Source organism: Cyanobacterium stanieri LEGE 03274, assembly GCF_015207825.1.
In the GTDB taxonomy this organism is placed as follows: Bacteria; Cyanobacteriota; Cyanobacteriia; order Cyanobacteriales; family Cyanobacteriaceae; genus Cyanobacterium; species Cyanobacterium stanieri_B.
Window position 1 is genome coordinate 132460 of sequence record NZ_JADEWC010000004.1, and the last position, 26374, is coordinate 158833.

Annotated in this window: 22 protein-coding genes; 10 read left to right on the forward strand and 12 right to left on the reverse strand. The window is 37.7% G+C overall.

The genetic code is table 11. From position 1 onward, the window contains the following. Positions 1 to 206: 206 nt before the first annotated feature. Positions 207 to 1544, reverse strand: coding sequence for a sedoheptulose 7-phosphate cyclase (locus IQ215_RS03220; protein WP_241735239.1), 1338 nt, complete (start codon positions 1542 to 1544; stop codon positions 207 to 209). Between the two features lie 284 nt (positions 1545 to 1828). Between IQ215_RS03220 and IQ215_RS03225 the strand changes: the two genes are divergently transcribed. After that, complete coding sequence (locus IQ215_RS03225) at positions 1829 to 2473, forward strand: hypothetical protein (protein ID WP_193799882.1); 645 nt, start codon at positions 1829 to 1831, stop codon at positions 2471 to 2473. 62 nt (positions 2474 to 2535) lie between these two features. Here the strand turns inward: IQ215_RS03225 and miaA are convergent, their stop codons facing one another. After that, entirely contained in the window at positions 2536 to 3426 is an 891-nt protein-coding gene (gene miaA / locus IQ215_RS03230) for a tRNA (adenosine(37)-N6)-dimethylallyltransferase MiaA (protein ID WP_193799883.1), read from the reverse strand. 486 nt (positions 3427 to 3912) lie between these two features. Beyond that, positions 3913 to 5841 (reverse strand): DNA primase, encoded by a 1929-nt coding sequence (gene dnaG, locus IQ215_RS03235; protein WP_193799909.1) that lies wholly within the window; start codon positions 5839 to 5841, stop codon positions 3913 to 3915. Positions 5842 to 6012: 171 nt separating this feature from the next. On the opposite strand from dnaG, the gene IQ215_RS03240 reads away from it, so the two are divergent. Beyond that, on the forward strand, positions 6013 to 6828 hold the full coding sequence (locus IQ215_RS03240; protein WP_193799884.1) for a tetratricopeptide repeat protein: 816 nt from the start codon (positions 6013 to 6015) through the stop codon (positions 6826 to 6828). Between the two features lie 112 nt (positions 6829 to 6940). Here IQ215_RS03240 and IQ215_RS03245 read toward each other — a convergent pair whose 3' ends face one another. From IQ215_RS03245 to IQ215_RS03255, 3 genes are all read right to left on the reverse strand, one after another. Then, positions 6941 to 7600, reverse strand: a complete 660-nt coding sequence (locus IQ215_RS03245; RefSeq protein WP_193799885.1) for a cofactor assembly of complex C subunit B — start codon at positions 7598 to 7600, stop codon at positions 6941 to 6943. Positions 7601 to 7918: 318 nt separating this feature from the next. Continuing rightward, positions 7919 to 8665, reverse strand: a complete 747-nt coding sequence (rpaB, locus tag IQ215_RS03250) for a response regulator transcription factor RpaB (RefSeq protein ID WP_193799886.1) — start codon at positions 8663 to 8665, stop codon at positions 7919 to 7921. Positions 8666 to 8964: 299 nt separating this feature from the next. Further along, entirely contained in the window at positions 8965 to 9378 is a 414-nt protein-coding gene (locus IQ215_RS03255) for a hypothetical protein (protein WP_193799887.1), read from the reverse strand. A 92-nt stretch (positions 9379 to 9470) separates the two neighbouring features. Between IQ215_RS03255 and IQ215_RS03260 the strand changes: the two genes are divergently transcribed. From IQ215_RS03260 to IQ215_RS03275, 4 genes are all read left to right on the forward strand, one after another. After that, positions 9471 to 10169, forward strand: coding sequence for a DUF3318 domain-containing protein (locus IQ215_RS03260; RefSeq protein WP_193799888.1), 699 nt, complete (start codon positions 9471 to 9473; stop codon positions 10167 to 10169). A gap of 110 nt (positions 10170 to 10279) precedes the next feature. After that, entirely contained in the window at positions 10280 to 11011 is a 732-nt protein-coding gene (locus IQ215_RS03265; RefSeq protein ID WP_193799889.1) for a 2-phosphosulfolactate phosphatase family protein, read from the forward strand. A 250-nt stretch (positions 11012 to 11261) separates the two neighbouring features. Next, entirely contained in the window at positions 11262 to 12155 is an 894-nt protein-coding gene (locus tag IQ215_RS03270; protein WP_193799890.1) for a CoB--CoM heterodisulfide reductase iron-sulfur subunit B family protein, read from the forward strand. A gap of 166 nt (positions 12156 to 12321) precedes the next feature. Beyond that, the gene (locus IQ215_RS03275) at positions 12322 to 12813 is read left to right on the forward strand and encodes a molybdenum cofactor biosynthesis protein MoaE (protein ID WP_193799891.1); all 492 of its coding nucleotides are present in this window, start codon (positions 12322 to 12324) and stop codon (positions 12811 to 12813) included. Here IQ215_RS03275 and IQ215_RS03280 read toward each other — a convergent pair. Together IQ215_RS03280 and IQ215_RS03285 are read right to left on the reverse strand one after the other, a co-directional pair. Further along, complete coding sequence (locus tag IQ215_RS03280; protein ID WP_193799892.1) at positions 12785 to 14101, reverse strand: four-carbon acid sugar kinase family protein; 1317 nt, start codon at positions 14099 to 14101, stop codon at positions 12785 to 12787. The genes IQ215_RS03275 and IQ215_RS03280 overlap by 29 nt on opposite strands. Positions 14102 to 14197: 96 nt before the next feature. Next, positions 14198 to 14869 carry a response regulator transcription factor gene (locus IQ215_RS03285; protein WP_193799893.1) on the reverse strand — a complete coding sequence of 224 codons (672 nt, stop codon included), beginning with the start codon at positions 14867 to 14869 and terminating at the stop codon, positions 14198 to 14200. Between the two features lie 184 nt (positions 14870 to 15053). Here IQ215_RS03285 and IQ215_RS03290 point away from each other — a divergent pair, with 184 nt between their 5' ends. Both IQ215_RS03290 and IQ215_RS03295 read left to right on the forward strand, forming a co-directional pair. Beyond that, the gene (locus IQ215_RS03290) at positions 15054 to 15845 is read left to right on the forward strand and encodes a DUF6816 family protein (protein ID WP_193799894.1); all 792 of its coding nucleotides are present in this window, start codon (positions 15054 to 15056) and stop codon (positions 15843 to 15845) included. A gap of 116 nt (positions 15846 to 15961) precedes the next feature. Further along, complete coding sequence (locus IQ215_RS03295; protein ID WP_193799895.1) at positions 15962 to 17149, forward strand: class I SAM-dependent methyltransferase; 1188 nt, start codon at positions 15962 to 15964, stop codon at positions 17147 to 17149. A gap of 293 nt (positions 17150 to 17442) precedes the next feature. On the opposite strand, the gene gyrA is transcribed toward IQ215_RS03295, so the two are convergent. Together gyrA and IQ215_RS03305 are read right to left on the reverse strand one after the other, a co-directional pair. Further along, on the reverse strand, positions 17443 to 20019 hold the full coding sequence (gyrA, locus tag IQ215_RS03300; protein ID WP_193799896.1) for a DNA topoisomerase (ATP-hydrolyzing) subunit A: 2577 nt from the start codon (positions 20017 to 20019) through the stop codon (positions 17443 to 17445). Positions 20020 to 20200: 181 nt separating this feature from the next. Further along, positions 20201 to 21754, reverse strand: a complete 1554-nt coding sequence (locus tag IQ215_RS03305) for an NAD(P)H-quinone oxidoreductase subunit N (protein WP_193799897.1) — start codon at positions 21752 to 21754, stop codon at positions 20201 to 20203. Between the two features lie 323 nt (positions 21755 to 22077). On the opposite strand from IQ215_RS03305, the gene IQ215_RS03310 reads away from it, so the two are divergent. Next, entirely contained in the window at positions 22078 to 22314 is a 237-nt protein-coding gene (locus tag IQ215_RS03310) for a (2Fe-2S) ferredoxin domain-containing protein (RefSeq protein ID WP_193799898.1), read from the forward strand. A gap of 5 nt (positions 22315 to 22319) precedes the next feature. Further along, positions 22320 to 22988: an SDR family oxidoreductase gene (locus tag IQ215_RS03315; RefSeq protein WP_193799899.1), complete on the forward strand. Its 669-nt coding sequence runs from the start codon at positions 22320 to 22322 to the stop codon at positions 22986 to 22988. Positions 22989 to 22990: 2 nt separating this feature from the next. On the opposite strand, the gene IQ215_RS03320 is transcribed toward IQ215_RS03315, so the two are convergent. Both IQ215_RS03320 and priA read right to left on the reverse strand, forming a co-directional pair. Beyond that, positions 22991 to 23563 carry a Uma2 family endonuclease gene (locus tag IQ215_RS03320; RefSeq protein ID WP_193799900.1) on the reverse strand — a complete coding sequence of 191 codons (573 nt, stop codon included), beginning with the start codon at positions 23561 to 23563 and terminating at the stop codon, positions 22991 to 22993. A gap of 174 nt (positions 23564 to 23737) precedes the next feature. Then, entirely contained in the window at positions 23738 to 26245 is a 2508-nt protein-coding gene (gene priA / locus IQ215_RS03325; RefSeq protein WP_193799901.1) for a primosomal protein N', read from the reverse strand. Positions 26246 to 26374: the final 129 nt, after the last annotated feature.

Here is a 26374-nt window from a genome sequence, read left to right on the forward strand (position 1 = left end):
TCAAAGAGGGAAAAACTTTTCCCCAAGCCCACGGAAACACTTTAGAATGAATCACCCCTACGAACAGAGATGGGGTCAAACTTTGCATTTTCTTAACAAAAGCAGATCTATAAACCTACCTTTGTTAAGATTAGATTAAGATTTCAGATGGTTTGAAGAAGATGAACAAGGGCGATCGGACGCCAATCAGAACAACCCTCGTAGTCTTATTCTAAACCAAGATCCCTGAGATACATCTGCTCTCCTGCGCCTTGATTCGGTAATTGAGAGCAGTATTCTTTATGAGCTATCACCGCTTGATTTAGTAAATCAGGCTCTACCTCCTGAGCATAATCACAAACACCGATGGTGGTAGGCAAAGGCGCCCATAAACCGCCATCACCTCGCTTACGGCGCATATTCTTTTGTCCCTCAATCATAATCGTAGTATCTTCTAAGACAGGATGATAAACCGATAGCCCTAACTTACTAGATAAATTAATAATTCTCTGGCACTCCTGCTCACTTAACCAACCCAACTCCTTGGATAAAGTTGCACCAAAAGCCATACCAATGGTGACGGCGTGTCCGTGCATCAACTTAACCGCAGGTTCAAAACGAGGACTCCAAGTATGTCCATAGGCATGGGGCCTATCCTGATAGGTTTCAAACATATTAGTTCCCTCATGCTTCATATAAGCATAAAGAGCCTTGTAAATGATTAAATCAGCGATTTTTGCTAAATCTTCACTGGCATCCATGGTGGCAAAACGAGTTTTGATCAACTCCTGCCCGTATTCCTCCAATAACTCAAACAATTCCTTGTCATCAGTTACCGCCATCTTGATAATTTCTGCCATCCCATTACGGATATGTCCCATATCAAGGGTAGCGAAAAATTGACGATCCACCAGAGTTAACACGGGGGGATGATATACCCCAATGCTATTTTTAAATTGAGTTCCATTGGTACAAGTACGGGGAGAAGGGCCCGCATCAATGGCGGCGATGATGGTAGTACCGATCATAATATAGGGTGTACGGCGATGTTGTAGCGCACAAGCTAAACCAGCCACATCACTTAAAACACCTCCCCCAATGACCAAAACAGGCTCGTTACGGGATACATCACAACCATCTTTCCCTAAAAAGCCAAGAATACGATGGACTGTTTCGGGGGTTTTATCACTTTCCCAAGCCCTTACCACCATTAATTCTAGGGAAATTTCTTGAGCTTGAAAATAACCTTCTATCTTCTCTCCATATAACTGCGCCACGGTTTGATCTACTACCGCAATACAACGACCACGGGGGCGATAGATATTACCAAGGGTATCGTTAGATATGGCAAAAATATCCTTAATAACCTTAACCTCTGATTTCAGCTGATATACTGCTGTTACTTCAAAGGATAAACCCTCATCGGCGGTGGTAATCTGACCAGAACCTGTGTACCATTCAGAGGTACGGTACTTTTCTTCATGGGGGCGCCAAATTACTGTTTTATTATTTTCCTGAAGATTTCCCCCTTGGACACCGTTGCCCATGGTTGAATCTTTCATCATTGGGAACGAACTCTTTATTTCACTAGAAATCATGACTGTTTCAATCCTTATTGTTGACTGAATAGCCCGAAACCTCAGAGGTTTATCTATTCTGGCTACCATACTACACAATATTTTTCAGATTGTAAACAAAAGTTAAAAAAAATCTTAAGAAAAATGAGAGTTTTTTATATTCATGCTAAAAATTGCAAGTGGAAATCACTGGTAAAGTTAATCTGAGCCAAAAAAGTTTTTCTAATGATTGACTGCTATCCTTAGTAATCAACCTTAATTTTTTTGAAGTTTTGAAAAATAATCCGTATATATTTACCTTCCCTTACAATCATAAGGCTTTAGCTTTAACGGCTAGTTTAACCATTACTACTTTGTTAAGTTCCATTAGCTACACGGAATCGGCTAAGAGCGCTGTTTTAATTCAAGGTTTTGAAACAGGGGGTAATGTAGAATTAACCCTTAGTGGCAGTTTAGATATTACAAGTACAATAATAAGTCCTAATGTTTTTGATACAGTTGGCGGGGGGGTTTTGTCTTCATGGGGTTTGATTTACTTTCAAAGTATTACAGAAGGAATCTTTATTTCTGATAGGATAGACACCCCGAGTAATTTAATCTTTGGCCCTAATCAGAGTGATTTTTCTCCTAGTAGCGTATCAGGCTTTTTTTCTATTGTTGCTAGTGGTAATACCATCTACCTCGATTCAGAGTATAGCAGTGGAGATCCTTTAACTGGTACGATGATTTTTAACAATACAACCTTTGCTGATTTGGGTATTATTCCTGGTACTTATGAATCGGGCTTTAATAATGGTGCTGATACAATTACCTTTAGATTTGGCAATATAACTACAACTCCTGAACCGAGCATCATTTTTGGCAGTATATTTGTTCTTGGCAGTGGTGTTCTATTTGGTAATAAAAAAAAGATTTAGTTTAATGTTGAATTAATTTCCTCTCCAAAAAATAGGGGAGGATTGGTAATTTGCCAGAGAAGTTATTCTTCAATTAATCTCATCACCTGTGCAAATAAATCAGGGCTATCGGCATTAAACCAATTAATCTGAGGGTAAGCATTAAACCAAGTTCTTTGTCTTTTGGCAAACTGGCAGGTATGGGTAACAATCAACTCCTTTGCTTCATCTAAGGATATATTGCCCAATAAATATTGCTTAATTTCCCCATAGCCAAGGGTATTGAGTAAAGGCAAGTCAGCGCCATATTTTGCTATCAAAGTTTCTACTTCTTCTACCAATCCTTCTTCTAGCATGGTTAAGGTGCGCTGGTTGATTCTTCGACGACTCATTTCGCTGTCACAATGTAAGCCTATCTGGAGGATGGGATAAGATGGGGGCGCTTCTCCCTGTTGTTGGGAAATGGGTTTTCCTGTGACATAATAAACCTCTAAGGCTCTAATGGTTCTAGTTTCATCGTTAGGGTGAATTTTTTTGGTAGCTTCGTTATCCACTTGTTTTAACATAGAATACCGTTGTTTTTGATCATAGTCGGTTAGTTGTTGTCTTAGTTGGGGTTGGGGGGCGACGCGGGGAATTTTTAGCCCTTTGGTGATGGATTTTATATATAATCCTGTGCCACCTACTAAAAGGGGGGGAAGGTGATGATTTTGTTGGATGAGGGTTTGGGCTTTTTCTTGGTAGTCTGCAAGGGTAAGGGTTTCGGTGGGGTGGCAAATATCGATGAGGTGATGGGGGATAATTTTTTGCTCTTGGGAGGTGGGTTTGGCGGTGCCGATGTTAAATTCTTGGTATATTTGCCGAGAGTCGGCGCTGATGATGATACTGTTTAATGTCTGGGCTATTTTGAGGGCGAGGGATGATTTTCCACTGGCGGTGGCACCACAAATGACGATAAGGGAATATTTTTTCATTGATTTTCGCATTTTTTAACTGTTAAGCACTGAATCAGATTGGAGAAGAATGGGCAATGGGCAAATCATATCAAATCCAATTAGTAAAATTTACATCACCCACTGTGTGATAAATTACACGGCTAACAGTTAACTTTCAATAAATTGAACTAGGGTTAATTGTTTGAATATCTTTGTTAATTAATTTTATTTGTTTACTCTGTACGGTGTATTTTATATCACAAGATTATATTATGTCTGGGAATTCTAGGTTTATCAAAAAAATTGGGTTTATACCAAATCCGACTTAGAAAATATATCATTACTCGCCTTGCAATGAATTACAAGGCTAACAGTTTATCGTTCAATAAATTGAACTAAGGTATATTTTGATTTAGTATTAAAACCTCGTCGTCAAATCAAAATTACTGGGTTTAAAACCTTGGCCTTCAGGACGACTTTATATCATATATTATTCATATAGTGGCTTAATTTATATTTTTAGGTCTAATTTTCTGGGGTTTGAAATCGCATATTTTTTAATTCTTGTAGTTGCTTTTCTGTGGTAATTATTTCTTGATAAAAGTGGTGTATTTTTTGTATGTCATTATCTTTTTCTAGTTGGGGAATTTGTTGTTGACAATATTGTTTATATTTTTCTAGTTTAATGGATTCAAGAGAGGCGATCGCACTTTGAACATTAGCTTCAGGGGCAAACAATCTTTGACTAATATTTTCGGTGGGATATAAGATAGGATTTAGGATGGTGGACATTTCAGGGGGAATATTCATATTTTCCTGTAACATTAACAGTAAATTATTATTGGTGTCTTGTTCTAGTTGTTGTATATTTAAATTGTGGATTTGCTGCCATAAAAAGCGATAGGGTTTGTAAGTAAACACTAAATCTTTTTCATCTAATAAATCAATTATTGGTTCTCTATATCTGGGAGTATGAATATAAATTAATAAGATTAAAAATTCTGCTTCCTCTATTTTAATATTTTCTGATGTTTTACTTAAATAACTACTAATATTACGGGAGTTTTTTTTCTGATTATAAGTTTTAGTAGCAGTCTGTAAACTCTGATAAATTCTTTTAAATTCCTGACTATTAGGGTTATTAAATTTACTTCTACCACGGCTTAATAACTCGGCACAGGATGATAAATAATAATCTTTGGTGGAATCTTTACTAATTTTTTTTAATAATCTCACAATACTTTGAAATCCTAATTCAAAGTCAGCACTTTCTTGTAAATTCCGAGTATTTACTATTTGTTGTATTTGCCAATCTAACCATAAAGGGGCATTTTGCATCAAAGTTAAATATTTTTCTGTGGCTTCTTTTCCTGTGGCTAAAAACTCATCGGCATCTTTACCATCAGGAATATTAACAACTTTTAATTTCATTTGCCCTGAATAAATGAGATTTTCTACTTCCTTAATGGCTCTTTCTGTGGCTTTTAATCCTGCTTTATCAGCATCAAAATTAACAATAATTTCTTTCGATTCAGTGTAACGGGAAAGGAGTTTTACATGGTTTTCGGTTAAAGCTGTACCTAACACCGCTACGGCATTTTTTATATTATAACGGTGAAGGGCGATCGCATCGAAATATCCTTCTACCACTATGGCTTTATCCTCTTTAACAATGGTTTTTTTTGCCTTATCAAGGGCGAATAAAGTTCTACTTTTAGAAAATAATTCCGTATCAGGGGAATTTAAATATTTAGGTAAACTATCATCAAGACTTCTTGCCCCAAAAGCTATTACTCTACCTTCTTTATCCATAATGGGAATCATTAAACGATTACGAAAATAATCAATATATCCATCTCCCTTATTTCTTTTTTTAATTAATCCCGCTTGGGCAACTAACATCACAGGATAATTTTTGATTTCCACTAAATAATTATAAAGAGTTTCCCAATTATTGGGGGCATATCCTAATTTAAATTCTTGGATTGTTTCTTCTGATAATTCTCTTTTTTCAAATAAATATTTTAAGGCTTCTTCTCCTTCTTTTTGCCTTAAACTGTGCTGATAAAAATTACAAGCTACTGCCAAAATTTCGTATAATTGTTCCCTCAAAGAAAGCTGTTTTTGAATTTCTTTTTGTTGTTCAGGAGCTAAACTTTTAACAGGAATTTGATAACGATGGGCAAGGTTTAATACTACTTCTTTAAAAGACTGTTTATTAATGTCCATCAAAAATTTAATCGCTCCACCCCCCGCACCGCAACCAAAACAGTAGTAAAGTTGTTTGGTAGGGCTAACGGTAAAACTAGGGCTTTTTTCGTCATGGAAAGGACATAAACCGCTAAATTCTCTCCCTTTCTTTTGTAAAACTACGTAGTCAGAAACGATTTCTACTAGGTCGATTTTTTCTTTTACTTCATTGATGGTGTCGGGGTGAAGGCTGATTTTTTCCATGGTTAAATTATAGGAAATTTCGGGGCAAAAAGATTGGATTTGCGGGGCTTGTAGTATGAAAATTAATTTAGTTACACTCAAGATTGAGGTATAAAAATATTATCACCATTACCCATTCCCGTTCCCTAATTTCGGATATAGTAGTTATTAAATTCGCAATTTCAATGTTATATGTTTAAATCAATTATTGTCGCTATTTTAATCTTGTGTTTGGCTTGGATTTCTCCTTCTCCTGCCTTTGCCCAAGAGCAAATTACTATCACCGAAGAGCAATTAGCACAGGGAGAAGCCATTGCTCAAAAAGCCATAGAAGCCACCCAAAAAGGTGATTTTGTCAAGGCTCAAGAATACTGGACGCAGTTAATTGAGGCTTTTCCTACCAATCCTGCGGTGTGGAGTAATCGTGGTAATTCCCTTGTGAGTCAGAATAAGTTACAAGAGGCGATCGCAGATTACAACCAATCTATTATCTTAGCACCCGATGCCCCCGATCCTTATCTTAATCGTGGTACTGCCTACGAAGGTTTAGGGGAATATCAAAGGGCGATCGCAGATTACAATAAAGTATTAGAATTAGATCCTAACGATGCCATGGCATACAATAACCTTGGTAATGCTAACGCAGGACTTAAAAACTGGGAAACCGCCGTAGAATTGTACCACAAAGCCACAGAAATCGCTCCTAACTTTGCCTTTGCAGGGGCTAACGAATCCCTCGCCCTTTACGAATTAGGCAGAAAAGAAGATGCCCTCAGAAAAATGCGCAACATCGTTCGTAAATATCCAATGTTTCCCGATATGCGTGCCGCCCTCACCGCCGCCCTCTGGGAAAATGGTAAACAAGGGGAAGCAGAAAGCAACTGGGTTGCCACTGTGGGTATGGATAGCCGTTACAAGGATTTGGATTGGTTGCGGGAAGTCAGAAGATGGCCTCCTAGTATGATAGAAGCCCTAGAAAGTTTTATTAATCTTGACGCTCAAGCGTAATCCTGAAAAGGAATGCACAGCCTATTAATACTATGGTTGTGCTACCACAATCTTAACTTTTTCCATCTATTTTCTATCCATTAAAAAGTAATCATTCCCCAGAAAAATGAAACTATAATTTAAACTCTTTTTCCAGAGTCAGAGCAACTTTAGCACTAATACCATTAATCCAATTTTCATTCTGTTTGGTGTAACTACGAGGAATATTAGTCGCTACCATCATCACACCACAATCATTCAAAGGTAAACAAATTAAACCTTGAACATTTTCAGGAAAATAATTAAACTCTATTTTACCTGGGTAATGTTTTAAATCTACAAGATAAATAGGCTTATGAGTTTTAATGACTCTTTCGACAATTTGACCCACTTTTACATCTTTTTGAGTTCCTAAAATACCCCGTCTTAATAGGGTTTTATCTTGATAATAAATAATAACTGATTTAGTAACCGTATTACTCAAAATTAAATGACTTGCCCAAGCTAATTCTGTCTTAAGATTTTCTGATAAATCTTCCCTTAATTCAAAGCCTTCTTGTCCTTCTAAAACAACACTTTGAGGAGGTTCGGGGTTGATTTGTCTAGCCAAAATACTGGTTAATAATAGCATGGCACATAAAATGATTCCTAAGGCATCAGAACGAGCTTGAGAGTCTAATAATGTAGGAGTAACTAAACGATTTATCATCAGTAAAGTTCCCCCTAAAATACCAGCGATTAAGGGTAAATTTTTTAGAAGGCTATTTTCTGAAGACTTATTTTTTTCTGGCATTATTTTTTTATTCTTAAGAATCTTAATTTTAGATTATTAATTTAGTCAGAATCACTTCCCTTGCAATGAATTACGAGGCTAACAGTTTATCGTTCAATAAATTGAACTAAGGTATATTTTTATTTACGGGTTTAGTACAATTTTTTGGTATGTACATTGACAAAACTTCTTATTATGGTAGTTTTAAGGGGTCTATACCCCCCATTATAAAGAGTTAATAATAATTCTTAATATCATTAAATAGTCTAAAATAATCAAATATTTACTTTATCAATTTTTTAATACCTTAGAACAATAATTATTATTAAAAAGTAAATATTAACTACCAGCCGAAGCCCGTTTTTCCCCTGGCTCTAGGATACGTTGAAATAAATATCCTGTACCTCTGGCGGTTAAAATTAGTTCAGGATTACTAGGATCTTCCTCTAATTTAGCCCGTAAACGGGAAACATGGACATCAACAACCCTAGTATCCACATGACGTTCGGGGGTATAACCCCATACTTCTTGGAGAATTTCGGAGCGGGAAAAAGGTTCTCCAGATTTGCTCACCAGTAATTCTAATAGACTAAATTCCATGCCTGTGAGGCGAATTCGTTGATCTCCTTTATAAACCTGTCTTTTGTTGGTATCAATGCGAATAGAATTGACAGAAATAACCCCAGAGCTAGGAATACCAGCTACGCCATCCTTATCTACCCTTCTCAATACAGAGCGAATTCTAGCTTCTAATTCCTTAGGTGAAAAGGGTTTGACAACATAATCATCAGCGCCTAATTCAAGACCTGTGATACGGTCGGCAACGTCTCCTAGAGCTGTTAACATGATGATGGGGATGTCTGATTCTTTACGTAGCTCTTGACATACTCCATAACCGTCTAATTTAGGCATCATTACGTCTAATACTACCAAATCGGGTTGGGTTTCGTGGAAAGTTGCGATCGCATCTTCCCCATCCGCGGCGGTTACCACATCATAACCAATCATTGATAAACGAGTTTCCAGAATTCGTCTAATACTAGCTTCATCATCAACAACTAAAATTCTTTCTTTTTGTGTATCCAATTTACAAAACTCCTCGATCCCTAAATAGTGTACTTTTATAAATATCTGTTTACCGAAAAGATTTCCTTAAAAAAATCCATAGGAAACCTCAAAATAATTTGTTTTTCTCTCTGAGTCACATACTCACAAGTTTTTTTAAACAGTCATAATATTAATTTACAATAATTTTAACCTGTCAACATAACGAATTACTTTGTTTTATTCTGAGTAACCATCAACAAATCTACTTTTAGAAAGAAATTGGAGATTATCAATACATCTTTTGATATATGACATAAGCCTTGAAAAAAGAATCTAGGTTAGGGAATATTATTTTTAAATTTTTGCAAATATTTACACCATTCCTGAGCCATAGTACCCTGAGTAAAAGGAACTATAATAGACTGATTTTCCTGAGTAATAAACTGTATATTTGCCTCTTGTTTCTCTGATAAATTCGAGTCCAAAGCAACCTGATTTTTATCCACTAGATTGATTTGAACAATATCATCTAAAGAAAATGTAATGGTGTTAATTATTCCCTTAGCCGTTGGTTTACCCCAAGTAATCAAGTTACCTTTTTTACCTAAAACCGCATAAATATCGTATTTAGATTTATCAAAATTTTCTGCCCAAACTTTATAATTTTCCAATTTCTGGTATTCATTTTTACCACTCCAAGCCAACCAAAAGAAAAGGATTAATAAAGGTAACCAAAATAAACCACGTTCCATGTTAAAATCTAGCAACTCAAATTAAAATCAGACTACCATAGAATAAGATCAACAAGATCACAATATAGTGAATAGTTAAGTAAAATAATTATATGACTTCTTACACAACTTCCTCCGCCAGAGCAGAAATGAATGAATTAAGAAGATTAAAAACCCTCTTACCTCCTGAATTACAAAGCTGGGTAATGGTAGAATCTTCCACTGAAGTTAATCCTCCCTTAATCCGTAGTGAAGAATTGGGCAAGGATGAGGTAGAAATCCAAATTGATTTAGCAAAGTGGGAAAACTTAGCTATTGATCAACGAAATTTAATGTTTTGGCATGAGGTAGCAAGAATTCAAAATGATACTATTCCCAAAGAAGGATGGGAAATGGCAGCCCTTGCCATTGGTTTAGGGGGCGCTGTGGGTGAATTGTGGGTGCAGGATGGTTTATTGTTATTGTTAGCTTTGTCGTTGTGTGGTATTTCGGGTTATCGTCTTTGGCAAAAAAATAATGGTGAGAAAAATCTCAAGGATGCCATTGAAGCTGATGAAAAGGCGATTTTGTTGGCCACTCGCTTTGGTTATTCTTTAAAGAATGCTTATCAGAGTTTGGGCAGCGCCCTTAAAACATTAATTGAGCAAACTCCTAAACGTAATCAACGCAAGAAATATGAGGAGCGTTTACAGGCGTTGCGTCGTAGTGCGGCTAAGGCGAAACAAAGGGAGGCACAAAATATGGGTAATCAACCTTTACAAACTCCCCCTTCTCCTCGCTCTCGTAATAGTGCTAGGATGCGCAATATTTAGGCACATTGATAGGGGTATTTATTGCCCCTGATGGGTGGTTTTTTTGTTCGTGGAAATTGCCTTGGTGATATATAATTGCAGGTTGTGAAAGTATAGGTAAAATAATTATTGTGAAAATTTCTGTTTATCATACCCCTGAGTCAACCCCTGAAGGTCAAATTCCTGATTGTGCGGTGGTTATTGACGTACTTCGGGCGACTACGACTATTGCTACGGCTTTAAGTGCAGGGGCTGAGTCGGTAAGGGCTTTTAGTGATATTAATTTATTGTTGACAGAAAGTGAGTCTTTGTCGTCGGATAAAAGATTGAGATTAGGGGAAAGGGGCGGAAAAAAGGTAGAGTCTTGTGATATGGGTAATTCTCCCCTAGATTGTACTCCTCAGGTGGTTAAGGATAAGCAATTATTTATTAGCACAACCAATGGCACTAGGGCGTTACAGAGGGTGCAAGATGCTAATGTGGTGGTTACTGGGGCGATGATTAATTTGGGTGCTGTGGTGGATTTTTTAGCTGGTAAAAACCCTGAAAATGTCTGGTTGGTGGGCTCTGGTTGGGAGGGGGGTTATTCCCTTGAGGATACTGTTTGTGCTGGGGCGATCGCCTCTAGGCTTATTGAGGACTATAATATTGAGATGATTGGTAATGATGAGGTTATAAGTGCGATCGCCCTTTACCAACAATGGCAAAAAGATTTAGTAAAATTATTTACCTTCGCTAGTCACGGACAAAGATTATTAAGACTCAACTTGGTGGATGATTTAAAATATTGCGCCCAAACCAACATCATTGATACCCTTCCCATACAACAACAAAAAGGAAGTTTATTATTTAAGGCTCAATAATATTTGGGGCGTTGCTGATTTTATATCTAGTTCGGATAATTCGTTATAAATAGATTGTATCTTTGCAGTTGCCCCACCGTTTAAACAATGGAAAATTGACAATAAATAATTAAACTATTATCACCCCAACTCCGCATCCCTCATACTCAAACTAAATGTTAGATTAAGAAATATTGCAAAGCCCCTCAAAAAAGCGAAATAAATAAGTCAAAATAGAGCATAGAACAACTCACCATCATCAAAAATCATCATGCTTCGCTATGCCTACTTTCCCGGTTGTGTTGCCCAGGGGGCTTGTCGAGAATTAGATACATCAACCAAAGCCATTAGCAAAACCCTAGAAATTGAACTAATCGAACTAAAAAAAGCCTCCTGCTGTGGCTCAGGTACTTTTAAAGAAGACTCGAACCTATTAGAAGATTCGGTTAATGCCCGTAATATTGCCCTAGCAGAGTCTCTCAATTTACCCTTACTTACCCACTGTAGCACCTGTCAAGGGGTCATTGGTCATGTGGATGAAAGACTTAAAGACGCTAAAAAAAATAATCCCGCTTATCTACAGGAAATCAATGGCTTTTTAAGTAAAGAAAATTGTTCCCCCTATCAAGGTAGCACAGAGGTAAAACACATCCTTTGGGCTTTAATTAGTGATTATGGTTTAGATGCCCTCCAAAAAAAAGTTACTAAATCCTTAAAAGGTTTGAGATGTGCTTCTTTTTATGGTTGTTATCTTTTGAGGGTACAAAAAAACCTCCCTTTCGATAATCCCTTTAATCCTCAATCCATGGAAGATGTTTTTAAAGTATTAGGTGCTACCCCTGTATATTATGATGGTAGGATAAAATGTTGTGGTTGGCCCCTTTCTAGTTATGCCACTAAACAATCTTTTATGATGGCGGGGAATAACCTTCTTGATGCCATGGCTAAGGGCGCTGATTGTATTGTTACCCCTTGCCCGTTGTGTCATCTAAACCTAGACTCTCGACAACCAGAAGTGGCGAGGGTAGTTGGGCAAAAATTAGATATTCCGATTTTACACTTACCCCAATTAATTGGTTTAGCTTTGGGAATTCCTGCTCAAAAATTAGGATTAAATAATCATGTGGTTTCCACTAAAAAAGTATTAGAAAAAATTAATTTTTAATTAATCTGAGTTCGGGATAAAATTTATAGTCTTGTAAAGGCGTGAATAATTGACAATGAATAATTGAACTATTTTACCCTTACTCCCCATCCCCTCCACTCCCCATCCCCTGTAACCTAACCATACTGACAAATCTTAAACTCAGGTTAATTAATATCAATCATCTATGGCACAATTATCCCAAACAATAGCCCACCATTCAGAATCCCTGAAAATAAGTTTCGCACCTTTATCTATTTCCGAGGTTTATCAATTGGCAGAATGCCCCGATAATGGGGCAGTGGTTGTTATGAGTGGCACTGTGCGTAATCAAACCGAAGGTAAGCCGGTTACATATTTAGAGTATCAAGCCTATGAACCCATGGCAATTAATATTTTTCGGTCAATTTGCGATCGCATTTACAGCCAATGGAAAGACACAAAAACAATCATCATTCATCATCGTATCGGTAAATTAAGCATCGGTGAAATCAGTGTATTAGTAGCCGTAGGTTGCCCCCACCGTGCAGAAGCCTTTGAAGCCTGTCGCTATGCCATAGATACCCTCAAACACAACGCCCCTATCTGGAAAAAAGAACATTTCCAAGACGGTGCCACCAGTTGGGTAAGCATCGGGGCTTGTGAGGAATTTAACCATTCAAACGCTTATAAGCTGTAACTAAACCATCCTTATCTCCCACGTTACCGGGGAATAAAACCACAGGCAGATTAGGAAATAAACTATGATTAGGGGGGGTAGTAATTACTGAGCATCCTGGTAATATTTGCCCGAGTAGTCGGGCTTCTTTGAGGCTTAAACCATCACTTAAAACATCATTGGAAGTAATTCCCCCTTTACTGATTAAAAAGCCGATGTCTTGGGGTAATCCTTTGACAATTTCCATTAAGAGGCTAGATACTTGTTTCCCAAATTCTAAACGGGTGGCGATGTCGGCAAAGGTTAATTCTTCTCTGCTGGTATAAATGGCAGGAGTTTTACTGTTTGATAGGGCTTGGTTGACTTTTTCTAGGGCTTGGGTAATGATTTCCTGTCGAGAGTTGGGATTATCTCGCAGTAATACTACGTCTATTTCGATACCTATGATTTCGGGTTGTTGTAATAATTGATTTAGTTGTTGGGTGGTTTTTTTTACGTGAGAACCGACTAAAATAACTCCAGTGTTATCGGTGGGTTTATATTTACCCATATTTTCAGCTTCGATGGGCTGTTTGCCTACCCCTGCAAGGGAGGTTAAGATACTAGCGGCACTACGGAAAAGAAATTTTTTCCCTTCTCTGGCAACGGTGAGTAAGTCTTGGGCGAATTTATCTAAGTCGCTTTGTTTTTCGGCATCAACGGCACAACACTGATTATGATTTAGTTTTCTGAGTCTTTCTTGAGTGCCTTTTCTAATGTCTTCTAATAGGAAGCATTGCACTTCTTCTGGTTTTATTTTTCCCTTAGTTTTTTCGTTGACGTAGTCGGGTAAATAGCTGTAACTATAACCAAATACTGAGTCTTGGGCGAATTCTGTTTCATGGACGGGGGTTTCTACTCCATCGATGATGAGATAATGGGTGCTATGGCGGGTAATTCTGCCCCCTTCAAAAAAGGCTGGGATGAGAAAATGAGCGTCAAAATCTCCTAATTCTTGGGCAATGGTATCGGTTTCGATGGGATAATGCCCCCTTAGGGTAGAGTCTGAGCGACTGACGATGACGTATTCTTCGATGTTTTCAAGGGCGATCGCACTTTTGAGATTACGACATACTTCTTGGGTAGTGCGTTGAGCTTCTTGGGGATTTAATGCCCTAGTGTTGGTGAGGATAAAGAAAATGGGGGATTCATCCCGTAAGCCATCTCGGAGGGTATCTACATCCCACTGCATTAATAATAAGCAACTATGGACGGTTTGAGAACCTGTGGGGTCATCGTCTAATACAATTATTTTAGGTTGTTTATTCATATTTAACAGTTTTGGGAGTGTCTTTAATGGGAGTAATTTTTAATTATCTCTTATTGTTTTATTGTTAACGTTCAATGATTTATTGTCAATTGTGGCTTATTCTTTTAAAACGTAACCCACTCCCCTAACGGTTTGGATTAATCTTTTTTCTTTGTTAGCTTCTAACTTTAAACGTAAGTAGCGTACATAAACTTCGATGATGTTGGAGTCTCCCCCAAAGTTATAACCCCAAACCCTTTGTAATATTTGTTCACGGGTTAACACTTCCCTAGAATTGGAGATAAGATACTCTAGTAAATCATACTCCGTTGCGGTTAGTTCTATGGTGCGATCGCCCCTTTTTATTTCTCGAGTGCGACGATTTAAGCTAAGATCAAGAAACCGTAATAAATCTGGGTCATCTTCATTACTACGGCGTAAACAAGCCTTTAACCTAATCAATAAATCTTCAATACTAAAAGGCTTAACCAAATAATCATCAACCCCCGCATCCAATCCTGCCACCCTATCATTAATTTCATCCTGGGCGCTTAACAGAATTATGGGCACTCTTTCACCGCTTAATCTTAAACGACGGGATACTTCTAACCCCGATAAACCTGGTAAAATACCATCAATGATAATCAAATCTGGCCGAGATTCCCTAGCCATGGTTAAACCAATTACCCCATCTTCGGCTACAATCACTTCGTAACCTTGATATTTTAATCCTTCTTGCAAAAACTTAATTAATTTTTGCTCATTTTCAACAACTAATATTTTACTCATAAATATAATTATGACTAAGATATGATTAATTTTACAATATTTCGTACTCAAAATAAATCATAAGATAATTTTCGTCATAAAATAGTATTTATAATTAGTTAAAAATATTAACTAAAGTTTAGTAAATTCAAGTCAATTATTCTAAGTTAAAATTATAAAACATCTTATATTATCTATCTACATAATGTTCAATATTATAGCTAAATTGTTACTTTTTTGTTGTTTAATACTCACAAGTTTATTAATTAATACTTATCCTGCCTTAGCAGAAAACCTAGAAAACAGAATTGATAATTATCCTAATTGGAATAATCAAATATCATTACCATCTCCAGAACAAGAATTAATTTATCCCCTTTGGTTTGAAGGAGATTGGCTAGTAACTAATATTTTAAAAGAACAGATAGCCCCCTTCGCTCCAGAATTTGAGACCCCAGGTTTTTCACAAAATAGTGACTATATAGATAAAAAAATTACTTTTCCTGTGAAGTTTATTTCCACTATTATTAATAATAATTCTGATGTATTTTTACCCACAAAAATTAATACAAGTGAAGCAATTATTGCGGATCGTAGTTTTAATGCAAGGGCGATCGCACAGGCTTACTTAGGAGAAAATAACGTCAAACAAGTAATAATAAATCAGAAAAATTCCACCGAACAAATAACCAAATTTAGTGAAGAAAATGAACTAATTTCCACCGTAGTAGGAAGAAAACAAGAAACCATTAACCAAAAAGAATTTATTACCAGCGAAATTACCAGACAATTTTTTCGTCGCCCCGGGAATATCTACGTTAACTTTGTCGAAACCACAACAAAATATAATTTGATCGATGCTAATCATATCAAAGCCAAGCAATATACCGCCGTTTATTTATCTCCCCAAGATCCCGATTATTTTATCGCTTTTAACAAGCCCGTTGCCCTTTATTTTTATGAATTAAACTTAGAAAAAACGACTGACAGAATCTAATGAAACAAAGTCTTGCAGTTCCAATAAATATTATGCTAAAACTCTCACATATTTTTGTGAGCTAGTTATATAATAATGAATAGATTCAACCATTTTATTAATTTAATCAACAAAAAATGAATTCCTTTTTTGAGAATAAAATTCAACAATTTATTAACTCTCCCAATAACTCAAGAATTTGGTGGCATAGTATTCCTTTACCAAATGGAGATCGCATTAGAAGTTGCCACGAAGATCAGGAATTACAATTTCAAATGTGGAACGCACTGCAAATCGATAATAGCGGTGGTTTAAAGGGAAAAAAGGTTTTAGATATTGGTGCTAATGATGGCTTTTTTTCCATTGCCGCATCTATGGCAGGTGCTTCGGAAGTTACCTCTGTTGATAAGAATTGGGAAACTTGGCCAAAAAATTTAAAATACATAAGTAAAATTTGGAATGTTGATATAGAAATTATAACTGCCGATTTTCGTAATTATGACTTCAATAAACGTTATGATGTCATTTTTTTCTTTGGTGTACTGTATCATTTAGAAGACGTTTTTACTTCTATAAAAAAACTCAAAAATCTTTTGGAAGATGATGGAGTTTTATATATAGAAACTCAAATGTCTCAACTACAAAGTAATTTACCATTGTTTGAATATGCTAGTGATATTTATCCCACCATAGCCATTCAAGACAAAAAATATTTGGACAATGTAGGAATCAGTAACTATCTCTTTCCTAACGAATCTGCTATTTATAATTTAGCTTATTCCTATGATTTTGATTGTGATTCTTTGGGCGGTAAAAAGAATCGATATTCACAAAATCATCCAAGTCGTCAAATATTTAAGTTCATCAAAAAACAAGATTTAAAAATAAGATTAACTTCCGATGACTTAAAATCAAGAGATTATTTATCAGGAGATTGGTCATTGCCAGAAACTATTGGAACTTGGACAGACGGTACAGAAGCAAACCTTTCTATTCCTTTAGATTCGATAATTTCTCAAAAACACTCAAACATACAAGTAAAAATTACTGCTGTTCCTTTTCTCCATGAACGACATCCCCAACAAATTATTGATATATTGATTGCTGGCAAACCACTAACTCAATGGACATACTCTTTCAGTAAAAGTATTAATTCTTCAAAAACGCTAACTATTCCGGTAGCACTAATTCAGCAGAGTAATTGTTTGGATTTAACCCTAAAGATTTTAACACCAATATCTCCTGAGGCTGTAGGTTTTAATAATGACACCAGAAAGTTAGGTATTATGGTCCAATTGATTGAAATCACTGGTAGTTATAATTAATCAAAATTGTAATGAAGAGCTATAGAATGACACAATACTTATTTTGCAAGGCTTTAAAACAAGTAACATGTCTCAATCTTAATTGAAGTGACTATAAATGAGAAGGTGTTTTTATTTTGTTATCTGATTTAATTTTACTCTCAGAAATTAATACCAAATAGTTTATAGAATATATCCATCTTTTGTCAGTGTCCGAAAACTTATGCTACTAAGAAAAATTGACAAAAGAGGTATATTTCAGGTTATAAAAATCTATAGGTTTATTAAAAAAAATACAATCACTATAATCCAAATTACTCATCATCCATTGCCGAGGCCATTTCCTCCGTGGTTTCCTCACTAGCAGGAGGTACGAGGGCTACAGCCGCGATCGCATCGTCCCCGTCTAATTTCTGCACCCTTACCCCACTAGCATTACGGGATTGGAGGGAAACCGCATTAACATCACAACGAATAATAATACCCCTTGTGGTAATAATCATAAACTCATCATCAGGGTTAACGATATGCAAAGCCGCTAATTCTTCGGTGGATTTACGGAAACGAATAGCCCTCAAACCCAAACCAGCCCTTCTTTGTAGCCTAAACTGAGAAACAGGAACTCTTTTACCATAACCGCTAGTGGTAACCGCCAAGGCCCAAGGAGCATCTTTAGCAGTATCATTGGTTAATTCCTCATCGGTGTCATTATCAGGCTCATTATCATCCGCTTCCCCAATGGTAGCCACCACCTGAGAAGGAATAATATCCATACTAATTAATTGATCGCCTTTCCGTAGCTTCATGGATTTTACCCCTTTTGCCGTACGACTGAGGGGGCGTAATTGATCATTATCAGCGTGGAAATGGATAGCCATACCCCGACGAGAGCCAATTAAGATGCTATCTTCTGCGGTGGCTAGACGCACCCAGCGCAACTCATCCCCTTCAGCGAGGGAAATGGCAATAAGGCCGTTACTGCGAATATTAGCAAAGGCAGACAGGGCGGTTTTTTTGATAAAGCCATTTTGGGTTAACATGACCAAGTATTCATGATCTGTAAACTCACTTACTGCTAAAATTGAGGTGATTTTTTCCTCCGAGGAGATGGGCAACATCTGAATGATGGGCATCCCCCTTGCATTACGAGAACTTGAGGGGATTTGATAGGCACTGAGGGCATATACCACGCCGCGATCGCTAAAGAAAAGGATGGTATCATGTTCACACCCCGTCAAAAAGTGTTGTACCTCGTCATTTTCCTTCATTTTTGCCCCTGCTTTACCCCTTGTCGCTCGGTTTTGAGCCTCAAAGGTACTAACCAGCATTTTCTTTAAGTAACCTTGCTCGGTTAAAATAATGGCTACTTGCTCATTGGCAATTAAATCAATATCCACTAAATCTCCATCCCCTTGGATGATTTCCGTACGGCGGGGGGTGGCATGGATAGTTTTGATTTCAGTTAATTCTTCTTCGATGATGGCATCGATTCTTTCTCTACGCTCGAGAATATCCCGTAAATCGGTGATTTGGGTTAATAAGTCTTGGTGTTCAGCTTCTATTTTCTCGGCTTCTAGGGCAGTAAGTCTTCTTAGTTGCATTTGTAAGATAGCGTCTGCCTGAAACTCGGAGAGGGATAAATCATCGACTAATTGTTGTTTAGCCGAAGCGGTATCGGCGGCACTGCGGATGAGACGAATGACGGCATCTAAGTTACCGAGCGCAATTAATAACCCCTGTAAAATATGATCCCTTTCTTCTGCCTTACGGAGACGGTATTGGGTACGGCGGGTGATGGCTTCTACCCGAAAATCGAGGAAGACTTGGAGGAATTTTCTGAGGGTGAGTAGTTGGGGTTCGTTACCTACCAATGCCAACATATTACAACCGAAGTTGCTTTGGATGGTGGTTTGTTTGTAGAGGTTGTTTAATACTACCCTTGCATAAGCATCTCTTTTTAATTCTATAACAATGCGCATTCCGTTGCGATCGCTCTCATCCCTAATGTCAGAGATACCATCAATTTTTTTATCGTTAACTAAATCAGCAATTTTTTCAATTAAAGAGGCTTTGTTAGTTTGATAAGGCAACTCCGTAACGATAATAGCTTCCCTATCCTGTCTCCCCCGTTGGGAAATAGTTTCAATACCAGCTACCCCTCGCATGGTTACAGAACCTCTGCCCGTGGTGTAGGCTTCTTTTATCCCTTGTCTGCCTAAAATTTGTGCCCCTGTGGGAAAATCAGGACCGGGGATATACTGCATTAATTCAATGTCAGTAATTTCGGGATTGTGAATCATGGCGATAGTACCATCAATCAATTCTCCGAGGTTGTGGGGAGGGATATTGGTTGCCATCCCTACTGCAATGCCCGTTGTACCATTTAACAATAGTTGAGGTACCCTAGCAGGTAACACCACAGGTTCTTGTTGAGAGCCATCAAAGTTATCAATAAAATCAACGGTTTCGGCTTCAATATCTCTTAAAAGTCCGTTGGTAGCCAAAGACTGTAAACGGCACTCTGTGTAACGCATGGCAGCGGGGGGATCATTATCCACACTGCCAAAGTTACCATGACCATTAATCAAAGGATTTCGCATGGAAAAATCTTGAGCCATCCTCACAAGGGCATCATATACCGCAGAATCACCGTGGGGATGGTATTTACCCAAGACTTCCCCCACAACCCTTGCACACTTACGAAAAGGTCTTTCGGGGGTTAGTCCTAGTTCATACATGGCGTAGAGAATACGACGGTGAACTGGTTTTAAACCATCTCTTGCATCGGGCAAAGCCCTACCTACAATAACGCTCATGGCGTACTCTAGGTAAGAGTTTGACATTTCACTGGTTAGATTGGTTGGTACAATGCGTTCTTGGATGGAGGTCATATATATTTTGAGTCACGAAATTAATGCTATTTTAGCATAGATTAGTCCCTCAAAAATCAAGTGAGGCAATGGGGAATAGGCAATGGGCAATGGTAATAAAAAAAGTGAGGCTGACGGCTAAATCAACCCCACTTATTAATAGAATTAATAGAAACTTTGACAAGAAAAAAATTCTCTTAGCTTATTTGTTGATGGCAATATCGTTTATGACTTGATTAGGTGCGATCGCACTTTCTAATACAGAACTACTAATCACAGAATTATTAGCCACAGTAACCACAGGATTAGAGAGAATACCAATCAAAGAAGTTGCAACCACCAATAATACTAGGGATACTTGCATGGCACGCATACCGGGAAGATTCCAGCGCACTGGGGGGTATCTTTTGACCACTTCGGACATTTCTTGAGGTTCTTTTACTACCATCATTTTTACCACTCGGATATAGTAGTAAATAGAAATTACACTGGTGACGAGCGCCGTTAAAACTAAGCCATAAAGCCCACTTTGCCATCCTGCCCAGAAAATGTAAATTTTACCAAAAAATCCAGCCAAGGGGGGAATACCGCCGAGGGAGAGTAGGCAGAGGCTTAAACCAAGGGTGAGGAGGGGATCTTTTTGATATAATCCTGCATAATCACTAATTTTATCAGTACCTGTTCTGAGGGCAAAGAGAATTACACAGGTAAATGCCCCAAGGTTCATGAATAGGTAGATAAAGAGATAGAATATCATACTAGAATATCCTGCCTGGGAGTCGGCTACTAAACCAATCATTACAAACCCTGCTTGACCGATGGAGGAATAGGCTAACATTCTTTTCATGCTAGTTTGAGCCAAAGCAACCACGTTTCCGAGTACCATACTAAGGATGGCAAGGGCGGTAAAAATGAATTGCCATTGTTCGCCCATGGGGTTGAAAGCGGTGGCCAGTAAACGAATGGCGATGGCAAATCCTGCGGCTTTTGAACCCACGGAAAGGAAGGCAACTACGGGGGTGGGTGAACCTTCGTAAACGTCTGGAGTCCACTGGTGGAAGGGTACAGCGGAGATTTTGAAGGCGATACCTGCAATGACAAACACAAGGGCAATGGCTAATCCTAGGGATTCTAACCCAGTGCCTACTTGGATGGTAGAGGCGATCGCATTTATATCCGTTAAACCGCCAGAAAGTCCATATAACAAGGATAGACCATAAAGAAAAATAGCAGAACTAGCCGCCCCAATCAAAAGATATTTTAAGGCTGCTTCATTGGAACGAGGATCTCTTTTCATGTATCCTGTCATCAGGTATGAAGAAATACTGAGCATTTCTAGGGATACAAAAATCATCACCAATTCTGATGCACCACACAAAAACATCCCACCCAAGGTAGCGGTAAGTAAAATACAGATAAACTCTGATAGGGCAGTGCCTGTATTTTCAATATAAGTAATGCTCATGGTGATGGTAATCGCCGCAGAAAGTGCCACAATGATGCGGAATACAATACTGAGGTTATCACCCACAAACGAGCCTAAAAAGGATTGGGGATTAGGGTTATCCCATCCCAGAATGAGGGCTACCACAGACGCAAGTAAACCACCAATAGCAACATAGGGAAGCCATGAAGCGGATTTACGTCCAAAAATTAAATCTCCTATTAATACTAATAATAATGTTATCACAACAATTCCTTCTGGTAGAATTGCGATCGCATTTAATTGACTAGCGACTTGACTAGAAAAATCCATAATTAGTTGATTTTAAAACTATCAATAGTCAATCTTACCCGAAAAGTTCCTACAATGGATAGTTGAGAGTTGATAATTGATAATGAATAATTGTTTTATGGCATTACTTAGAGTTTGTTGAAAAAGTGGAGTCGTGAGGGCGGGGAATAGGCAATGGTTTCTGTGTTTTAACTGTGTTTTTGCAAAAAAAACATTATTTTTCTGTATTTTTTGATGGTTATAATGTGTTCAAATACTTGATATGTCTAGTTTATAATTCATTCAGCAGACCCTACTTAATTATGGATGATAATTTAATATCATAGAAAGGTCTAAATATGTTTATGGATAAAAAACCCCATTTAATAGTTATATGTAACGGTAGATCTTGTAAAAAATATGGAAGTAATTACCTTTTAGAAGCTATTCAAAAAGAAAAGGAAAATAACACAAAAGTGATAACTAAATATTGTTTTGGTCATTGTGGTAATGGTATTACAGTTTTAATCTTACCAGAACAAAAAATTTATCCTAACATAAGAAATAAGAAGGAACTTTTAAATATACTCAACTCTGAATAATTATCATGGCTAAAACAATATTAATCACAGGAGTAAGTAAAGGATTAGGAAAAGCATTAACAGAAAAATTTATCCCTTTAGGTCATACTGTTATAGGGTGCGCTCGTTCCTACAATACCATCAAAGAATTACAACATAAATATCCAGAACACTATTTTTCTTCCCTCAATGTAGCCAGTTATCAAGAAGTAAAAAAATGGCTTAAATCCTTACCTCAAATTCCCGACTTAGTCATCAACAACGCTGCCATTATTAATCAACCAGCGCCCCTATGGGAAATACCTACCGAAGATTTTGATCAACTAATTGACATTAATATCAAAGGCACAGCCAACATAATTCGGGGAATAGTACCCCTGATGATGGACAAAAAAGAAGGTATCATTGTTAATCTTAGCTCAGGTTGGGGACGTTCCACCTCCCCCGAAGTTGCTCCCTATTGTGCTTCTAAATGGGCTATTGAAGGATTAACTAAAGCCCTTGCCCAAGAGTTACCGGGCAACCTTGCCACCGTTGCCCTAAATCCTGGGGTTATTAATACCGAAATGTTAAATACTTGTTTTGGTGAAGAGGCAAAATTATATGATTCTATTGATGATTGGGTGAAAAAAGCTGTTCCTTTTTTATTAAGTTTATCTCTCAGAAATAATGGGGATTCTTTAACAGTTAGTTAGACCTAAAAAGATAACCAACTGAACATTTTTTCTACGGATAAATCTAAGTTTTTAATATCATCTAAAACAGGTAAAATTTCCTTTTCTACTTTAATTTCTGGAAATTGATTCGGCTTAAGAATCATTACTGATTCATCCTCTGTATCAATTAACCAACCGAGTTTTGTTCCCTCCCCCAGACAAAACATAATTTTTCGCATAACTTTATTGGCAGATTGTTCGGGGGACAAAATTTCAATTACCCAATCTGGATAAGTTAAAAAACGATTGGCAATTTTCCCTTTTTCATTTTTAGGAATACGTTGCCATGTGAAAACTGATATATCTGGTACTAACGATCGCCCCCCAAAGGTACATCTTAATTCAGGAAAGGCATAGGCGATTTTGTTTTCTAAAACTTTTTGATTAATTGCAGTGGCTAAACTGCCTTGTAAGACGCTATGTTGTCCTTGGAGCATGGATTTTTGTTCTATTTTTCCATTAATATATTCACTATAAGGCTTAGTTTCAGGCAGTTTGAGAAATTCATCTAAACTTATTAATGTTTGATCAATGGACTCGATAGAATTAACCATATAGTTACTCCAAATGAAAATGACCAAATTATAAAAGACTTATAAAACAAGGGTTTTAGCTGGTGAAACTGTCTCAAAACCCACTTAAATAACTATAACTGTTACATTCTAATAATTTTAACCTAATACCCTTAGGGACGTGGCATCTTATACCCCCAAACACCTAATACCTACCTATTCAATTCTAATAGGATCTACATCAATATTAAAGGAAACCGTACTAGGACAATATTGTTTTAGGGTTAATAATTGCTGTTTTAACTCATCAGAAAAAGGTTCAAGGGATTTGAGTAAAATTTGCCAACGGTAACGCCTAGCTACCCTCATCACATTGGCCGGGGCAGGCCCCAAAATTTCCACATCATCGGGCAATATTTGTTCACAAACATCGGCGATCGCCTCTATGGCTTCCCTTACCTTGTTTCCATCCGCCCCTGTACACTTGAGCAAAATTAAACTACCATAGGGAGGATAATCGAGCATTTCCCGTTGCTCCAATTCCGTGGCGATAAATGCAGAATAATTGTGAGTTTGCACCGCCCCGATAACGGGATGTTCGGGGGAGTAAGTTTGTATTATCACTTGCCCTGGATCATTGCCCCTTCCTGCCCTTCCTGCCACTTGGGTTAAGGTTTGAAAAGCCCTCTCACTAGCTCGATAATCGGAATGAAATAATAAACCATCCGCAGATACCACCCCCACAAGGGTTACTTGAGCTAAATCAATGCCCTTGGTTAACATTTGTGTACCGATTAACACATCCGCCTTACCTGCTTCAAAATCTTCTAAAATTCGGCGATGGGCGTTTTTGGTGCTGGTGGTATCACTATCAAACCGTAATACTTTTAATTCAGGAAAGGCTTTTTGTAATTCTAGTAATACCCTTTGAGTACCCGTGCCAAAAAACTTGAGATAGGGCGAACCACATTCGGGGCAATGCTTGGGATGGATTTGAGTATGGTTGCAATAGTGACAGCGTAATAGTTGGGTAGCCCCTTCCTTGGGATAATGGTAGGACAAGGAAACATCACAATGGGGGCATTCCATCACATAACCACAACTGCGACAAGATACAAATGTACTATGTCCCCGACGGGAAATAAAGAGGATGGCTTGTTTTCCTTCTTCCTTTAGGTTACCCAAGGCGTTACCAAGGGCATGGCTAAAAATGCTACGGTTGCCTTTGCGCAACTCATGGCGCATATCGACAATTTCTACGGGGGGTAAGGGGCGGTTATAGACTCGGTTTGGTAAGGATAGATAGTGTTTTTTTTGCTCTAATTCTGGGTTTTTTTGCCCTCCTGTGGTGAGTTGCCATGATTCGAGGGAGGGGGTAGCCGAACCTAAAATCAACGGGCAATTTACCAATTCTGAACGCCACTGGGCGACGGTTTTGGCATGGTAGGGGGGAACGGGTTGACTTTGTTTAAAGCTGGTGTCATGTTCTTCGTCTAGGATAATCATGCCCAAATTTGGTAGGGGTGCAAAGACGGCGCTACGGGTGCCGATAACGACTTGGGGTTCTCCTGTGAGCATTTGTCGCCATGTGTCGTACCTTTCTCCGTCACTCAAGGCACTATGGTAAACGCAAACTTGTTGTCCAAATCTGGCTCGAAATCTGTCGGTGAGTTGGGGGGTTAAGCCTATTTCGGGTACTAGCACAAGGGCTGATTTTTTTTGTTCGAGGATAGGGGCGATCGCCCTTAGATATACTTCGGTTTTCCCTGATCCTGTCACCCCGTGCAATAGGGCTACGTTATATCCTTGTAAACCATTAATTTTTTCTAATGCGCATTGTTGCTCTTGTGTCAATACTTTCGGTAAATCTTTTTCAGGATTCGAGTTTTGTAATAGTCGTAAACTTTCCCTTTCTTGGATTACCACACAACCTTTTTTGGCTAAACTATTAATAACTGAATTACTATTTAATTCACATTTTTGCATCAAATCTTGTTGCGATAACTCTCCGCCATTTATTTTTAAAGTAGCTAAAACATCCCTTTGTTTTTGAGTTATGGTAACGGAGGAATTATCACTAATAAAAGTGACTACTTTTTGATATTTTGGTTTAGCTTTGGCAGGGGGTTGTAAATAGGTTTGCACCCAATTTCTTTTGACTAAATCGTTAATACCCCTCCTTGCTCCCTTTACCTTTTGATTAATATAACTAAAGGTATAATCACCATTTTTACTATTTTGTAATAGTTCTAAAACTCGCCATGCTGTGCGAGGACAAAAGTTTTCTGCCCCAGGGGGAATATTATCAAATAAAAGTCTGACTCTTTTTTGTGATTTACCCAATAATTTTGGTGGTAAAGCACATTTAATGACATAAATTAAATCTGTTAAATAATATTCCGAAACCCTAGTTAATAATTCCCAATAACGAGGAGGAAAAAAGCCCGATGTGATCACATCTTCTACTTTTTTAATTTGCTCAATTTCTAATCCTTCTGGGGGTTTTAATAATAGCCTAAGGGCGATCGCACCTACCACCGAATTTCCGAAAGGCACACTTAAAATATCCCCTGCTTTTACATTCAAATCATCACCGATGCCATAGGTGTATAACCCTTCTGCATAGGGGCAATCTACCAATACTTCCACCCACTGATAATTTTTTGAACCATATTCTGTCTGAGGCTCTGCTAAAGTGAGAGTAGATGAAGATTGAGGATACATAAATGATTATAGGAGTTAGTACAACAATGGAGCCATGGGGTTAATGGACAATTGACAAGGGGCAATTGACAATGACTATATTTTACTGTTTTTTTATCATAAACTTTAATCACCTTTATCCCCCTACTC

Coding starts and splice junctions, on each gene's coding strand:
- IQ215_RS03220 (WP_241735239.1), bottom strand. CDS start 1,544: ATGATGAAAGATTCAACCATGGGCAACGGTGTCCAAGGGGGAAATCTT.
- miaA (WP_193799883.1), bottom strand. CDS start 3,426: ATGAAAAAATATTCCCTTATCGTCATTTGTGGTGCCACCGCCAGTGGA.
- dnaG (WP_193799909.1), bottom strand. CDS start 5,841: ATGGAAAAAATCAGCCTTCACCCCGACACCATCAATGAAGTAAAAGAA.
- IQ215_RS03240 (WP_193799884.1), top strand. CDS start 6,013: ATGTTTAAATCAATTATTGTCGCTATTTTAATCTTGTGTTTGGCTTGG.
- IQ215_RS03245 (WP_193799885.1), bottom strand. CDS start 7,600: ATGCCAGAAAAAAATAAGTCTTCAGAAAATAGCCTTCTAAAAAATTTA.
- IQ215_RS03255 (WP_193799887.1), bottom strand. CDS start 9,378: ATGGAACGTGGTTTATTTTGGTTACCTTTATTAATCCTTTTCTTTTGG.
- IQ215_RS03260 (WP_193799888.1), top strand. CDS start 9,471: ATGACTTCTTACACAACTTCCTCCGCCAGAGCAGAAATGAATGAATTA.
- IQ215_RS03270 (WP_193799890.1), top strand. CDS start 11,262: ATGCTTCGCTATGCCTACTTTCCCGGTTGTGTTGCCCAGGGGGCTTGT.
- IQ215_RS03275 (WP_193799891.1), top strand. CDS start 12,322: ATGGCACAATTATCCCAAACAATAGCCCACCATTCAGAATCCCTGAAA.
- IQ215_RS03280 (WP_193799892.1), bottom strand. CDS start 14,101: ATGAATAAACAACCTAAAATAATTGTATTAGACGATGACCCCACAGGT.
- IQ215_RS03285 (WP_193799893.1), bottom strand. CDS start 14,869: ATGAGTAAAATATTAGTTGTTGAAAATGAGCAAAAATTAATTAAGTTT.
- IQ215_RS03290 (WP_193799894.1), top strand. CDS start 15,054: ATGTTCAATATTATAGCTAAATTGTTACTTTTTTGTTGTTTAATACTC.
- IQ215_RS03295 (WP_193799895.1), top strand. CDS start 15,962: ATGAATTCCTTTTTTGAGAATAAAATTCAACAATTTATTAACTCTCCC.
- gyrA (WP_193799896.1), bottom strand. CDS start 20,019: ATGACCTCCATCCAAGAACGCATTGTACCAACCAATCTAACCAGTGAA.
- IQ215_RS03305 (WP_193799897.1), bottom strand. CDS start 21,754: ATGGATTTTTCTAGTCAAGTCGCTAGTCAATTAAATGCGATCGCAATT.
- IQ215_RS03310 (WP_193799898.1), top strand. CDS start 22,078: ATGGATAAAAAACCCCATTTAATAGTTATATGTAACGGTAGATCTTGT.
- IQ215_RS03315 (WP_193799899.1), top strand. CDS start 22,320: ATGGCTAAAACAATATTAATCACAGGAGTAAGTAAAGGATTAGGAAAA.
- IQ215_RS03320 (WP_193799900.1), bottom strand. CDS start 23,563: ATGGTTAATTCTATCGAGTCCATTGATCAAACATTAATAAGTTTAGAT.
- priA (WP_193799901.1), bottom strand. CDS start 26,245: ATGTATCCTCAATCTTCATCTACTCTCACTTTAGCAGAGCCTCAGACA.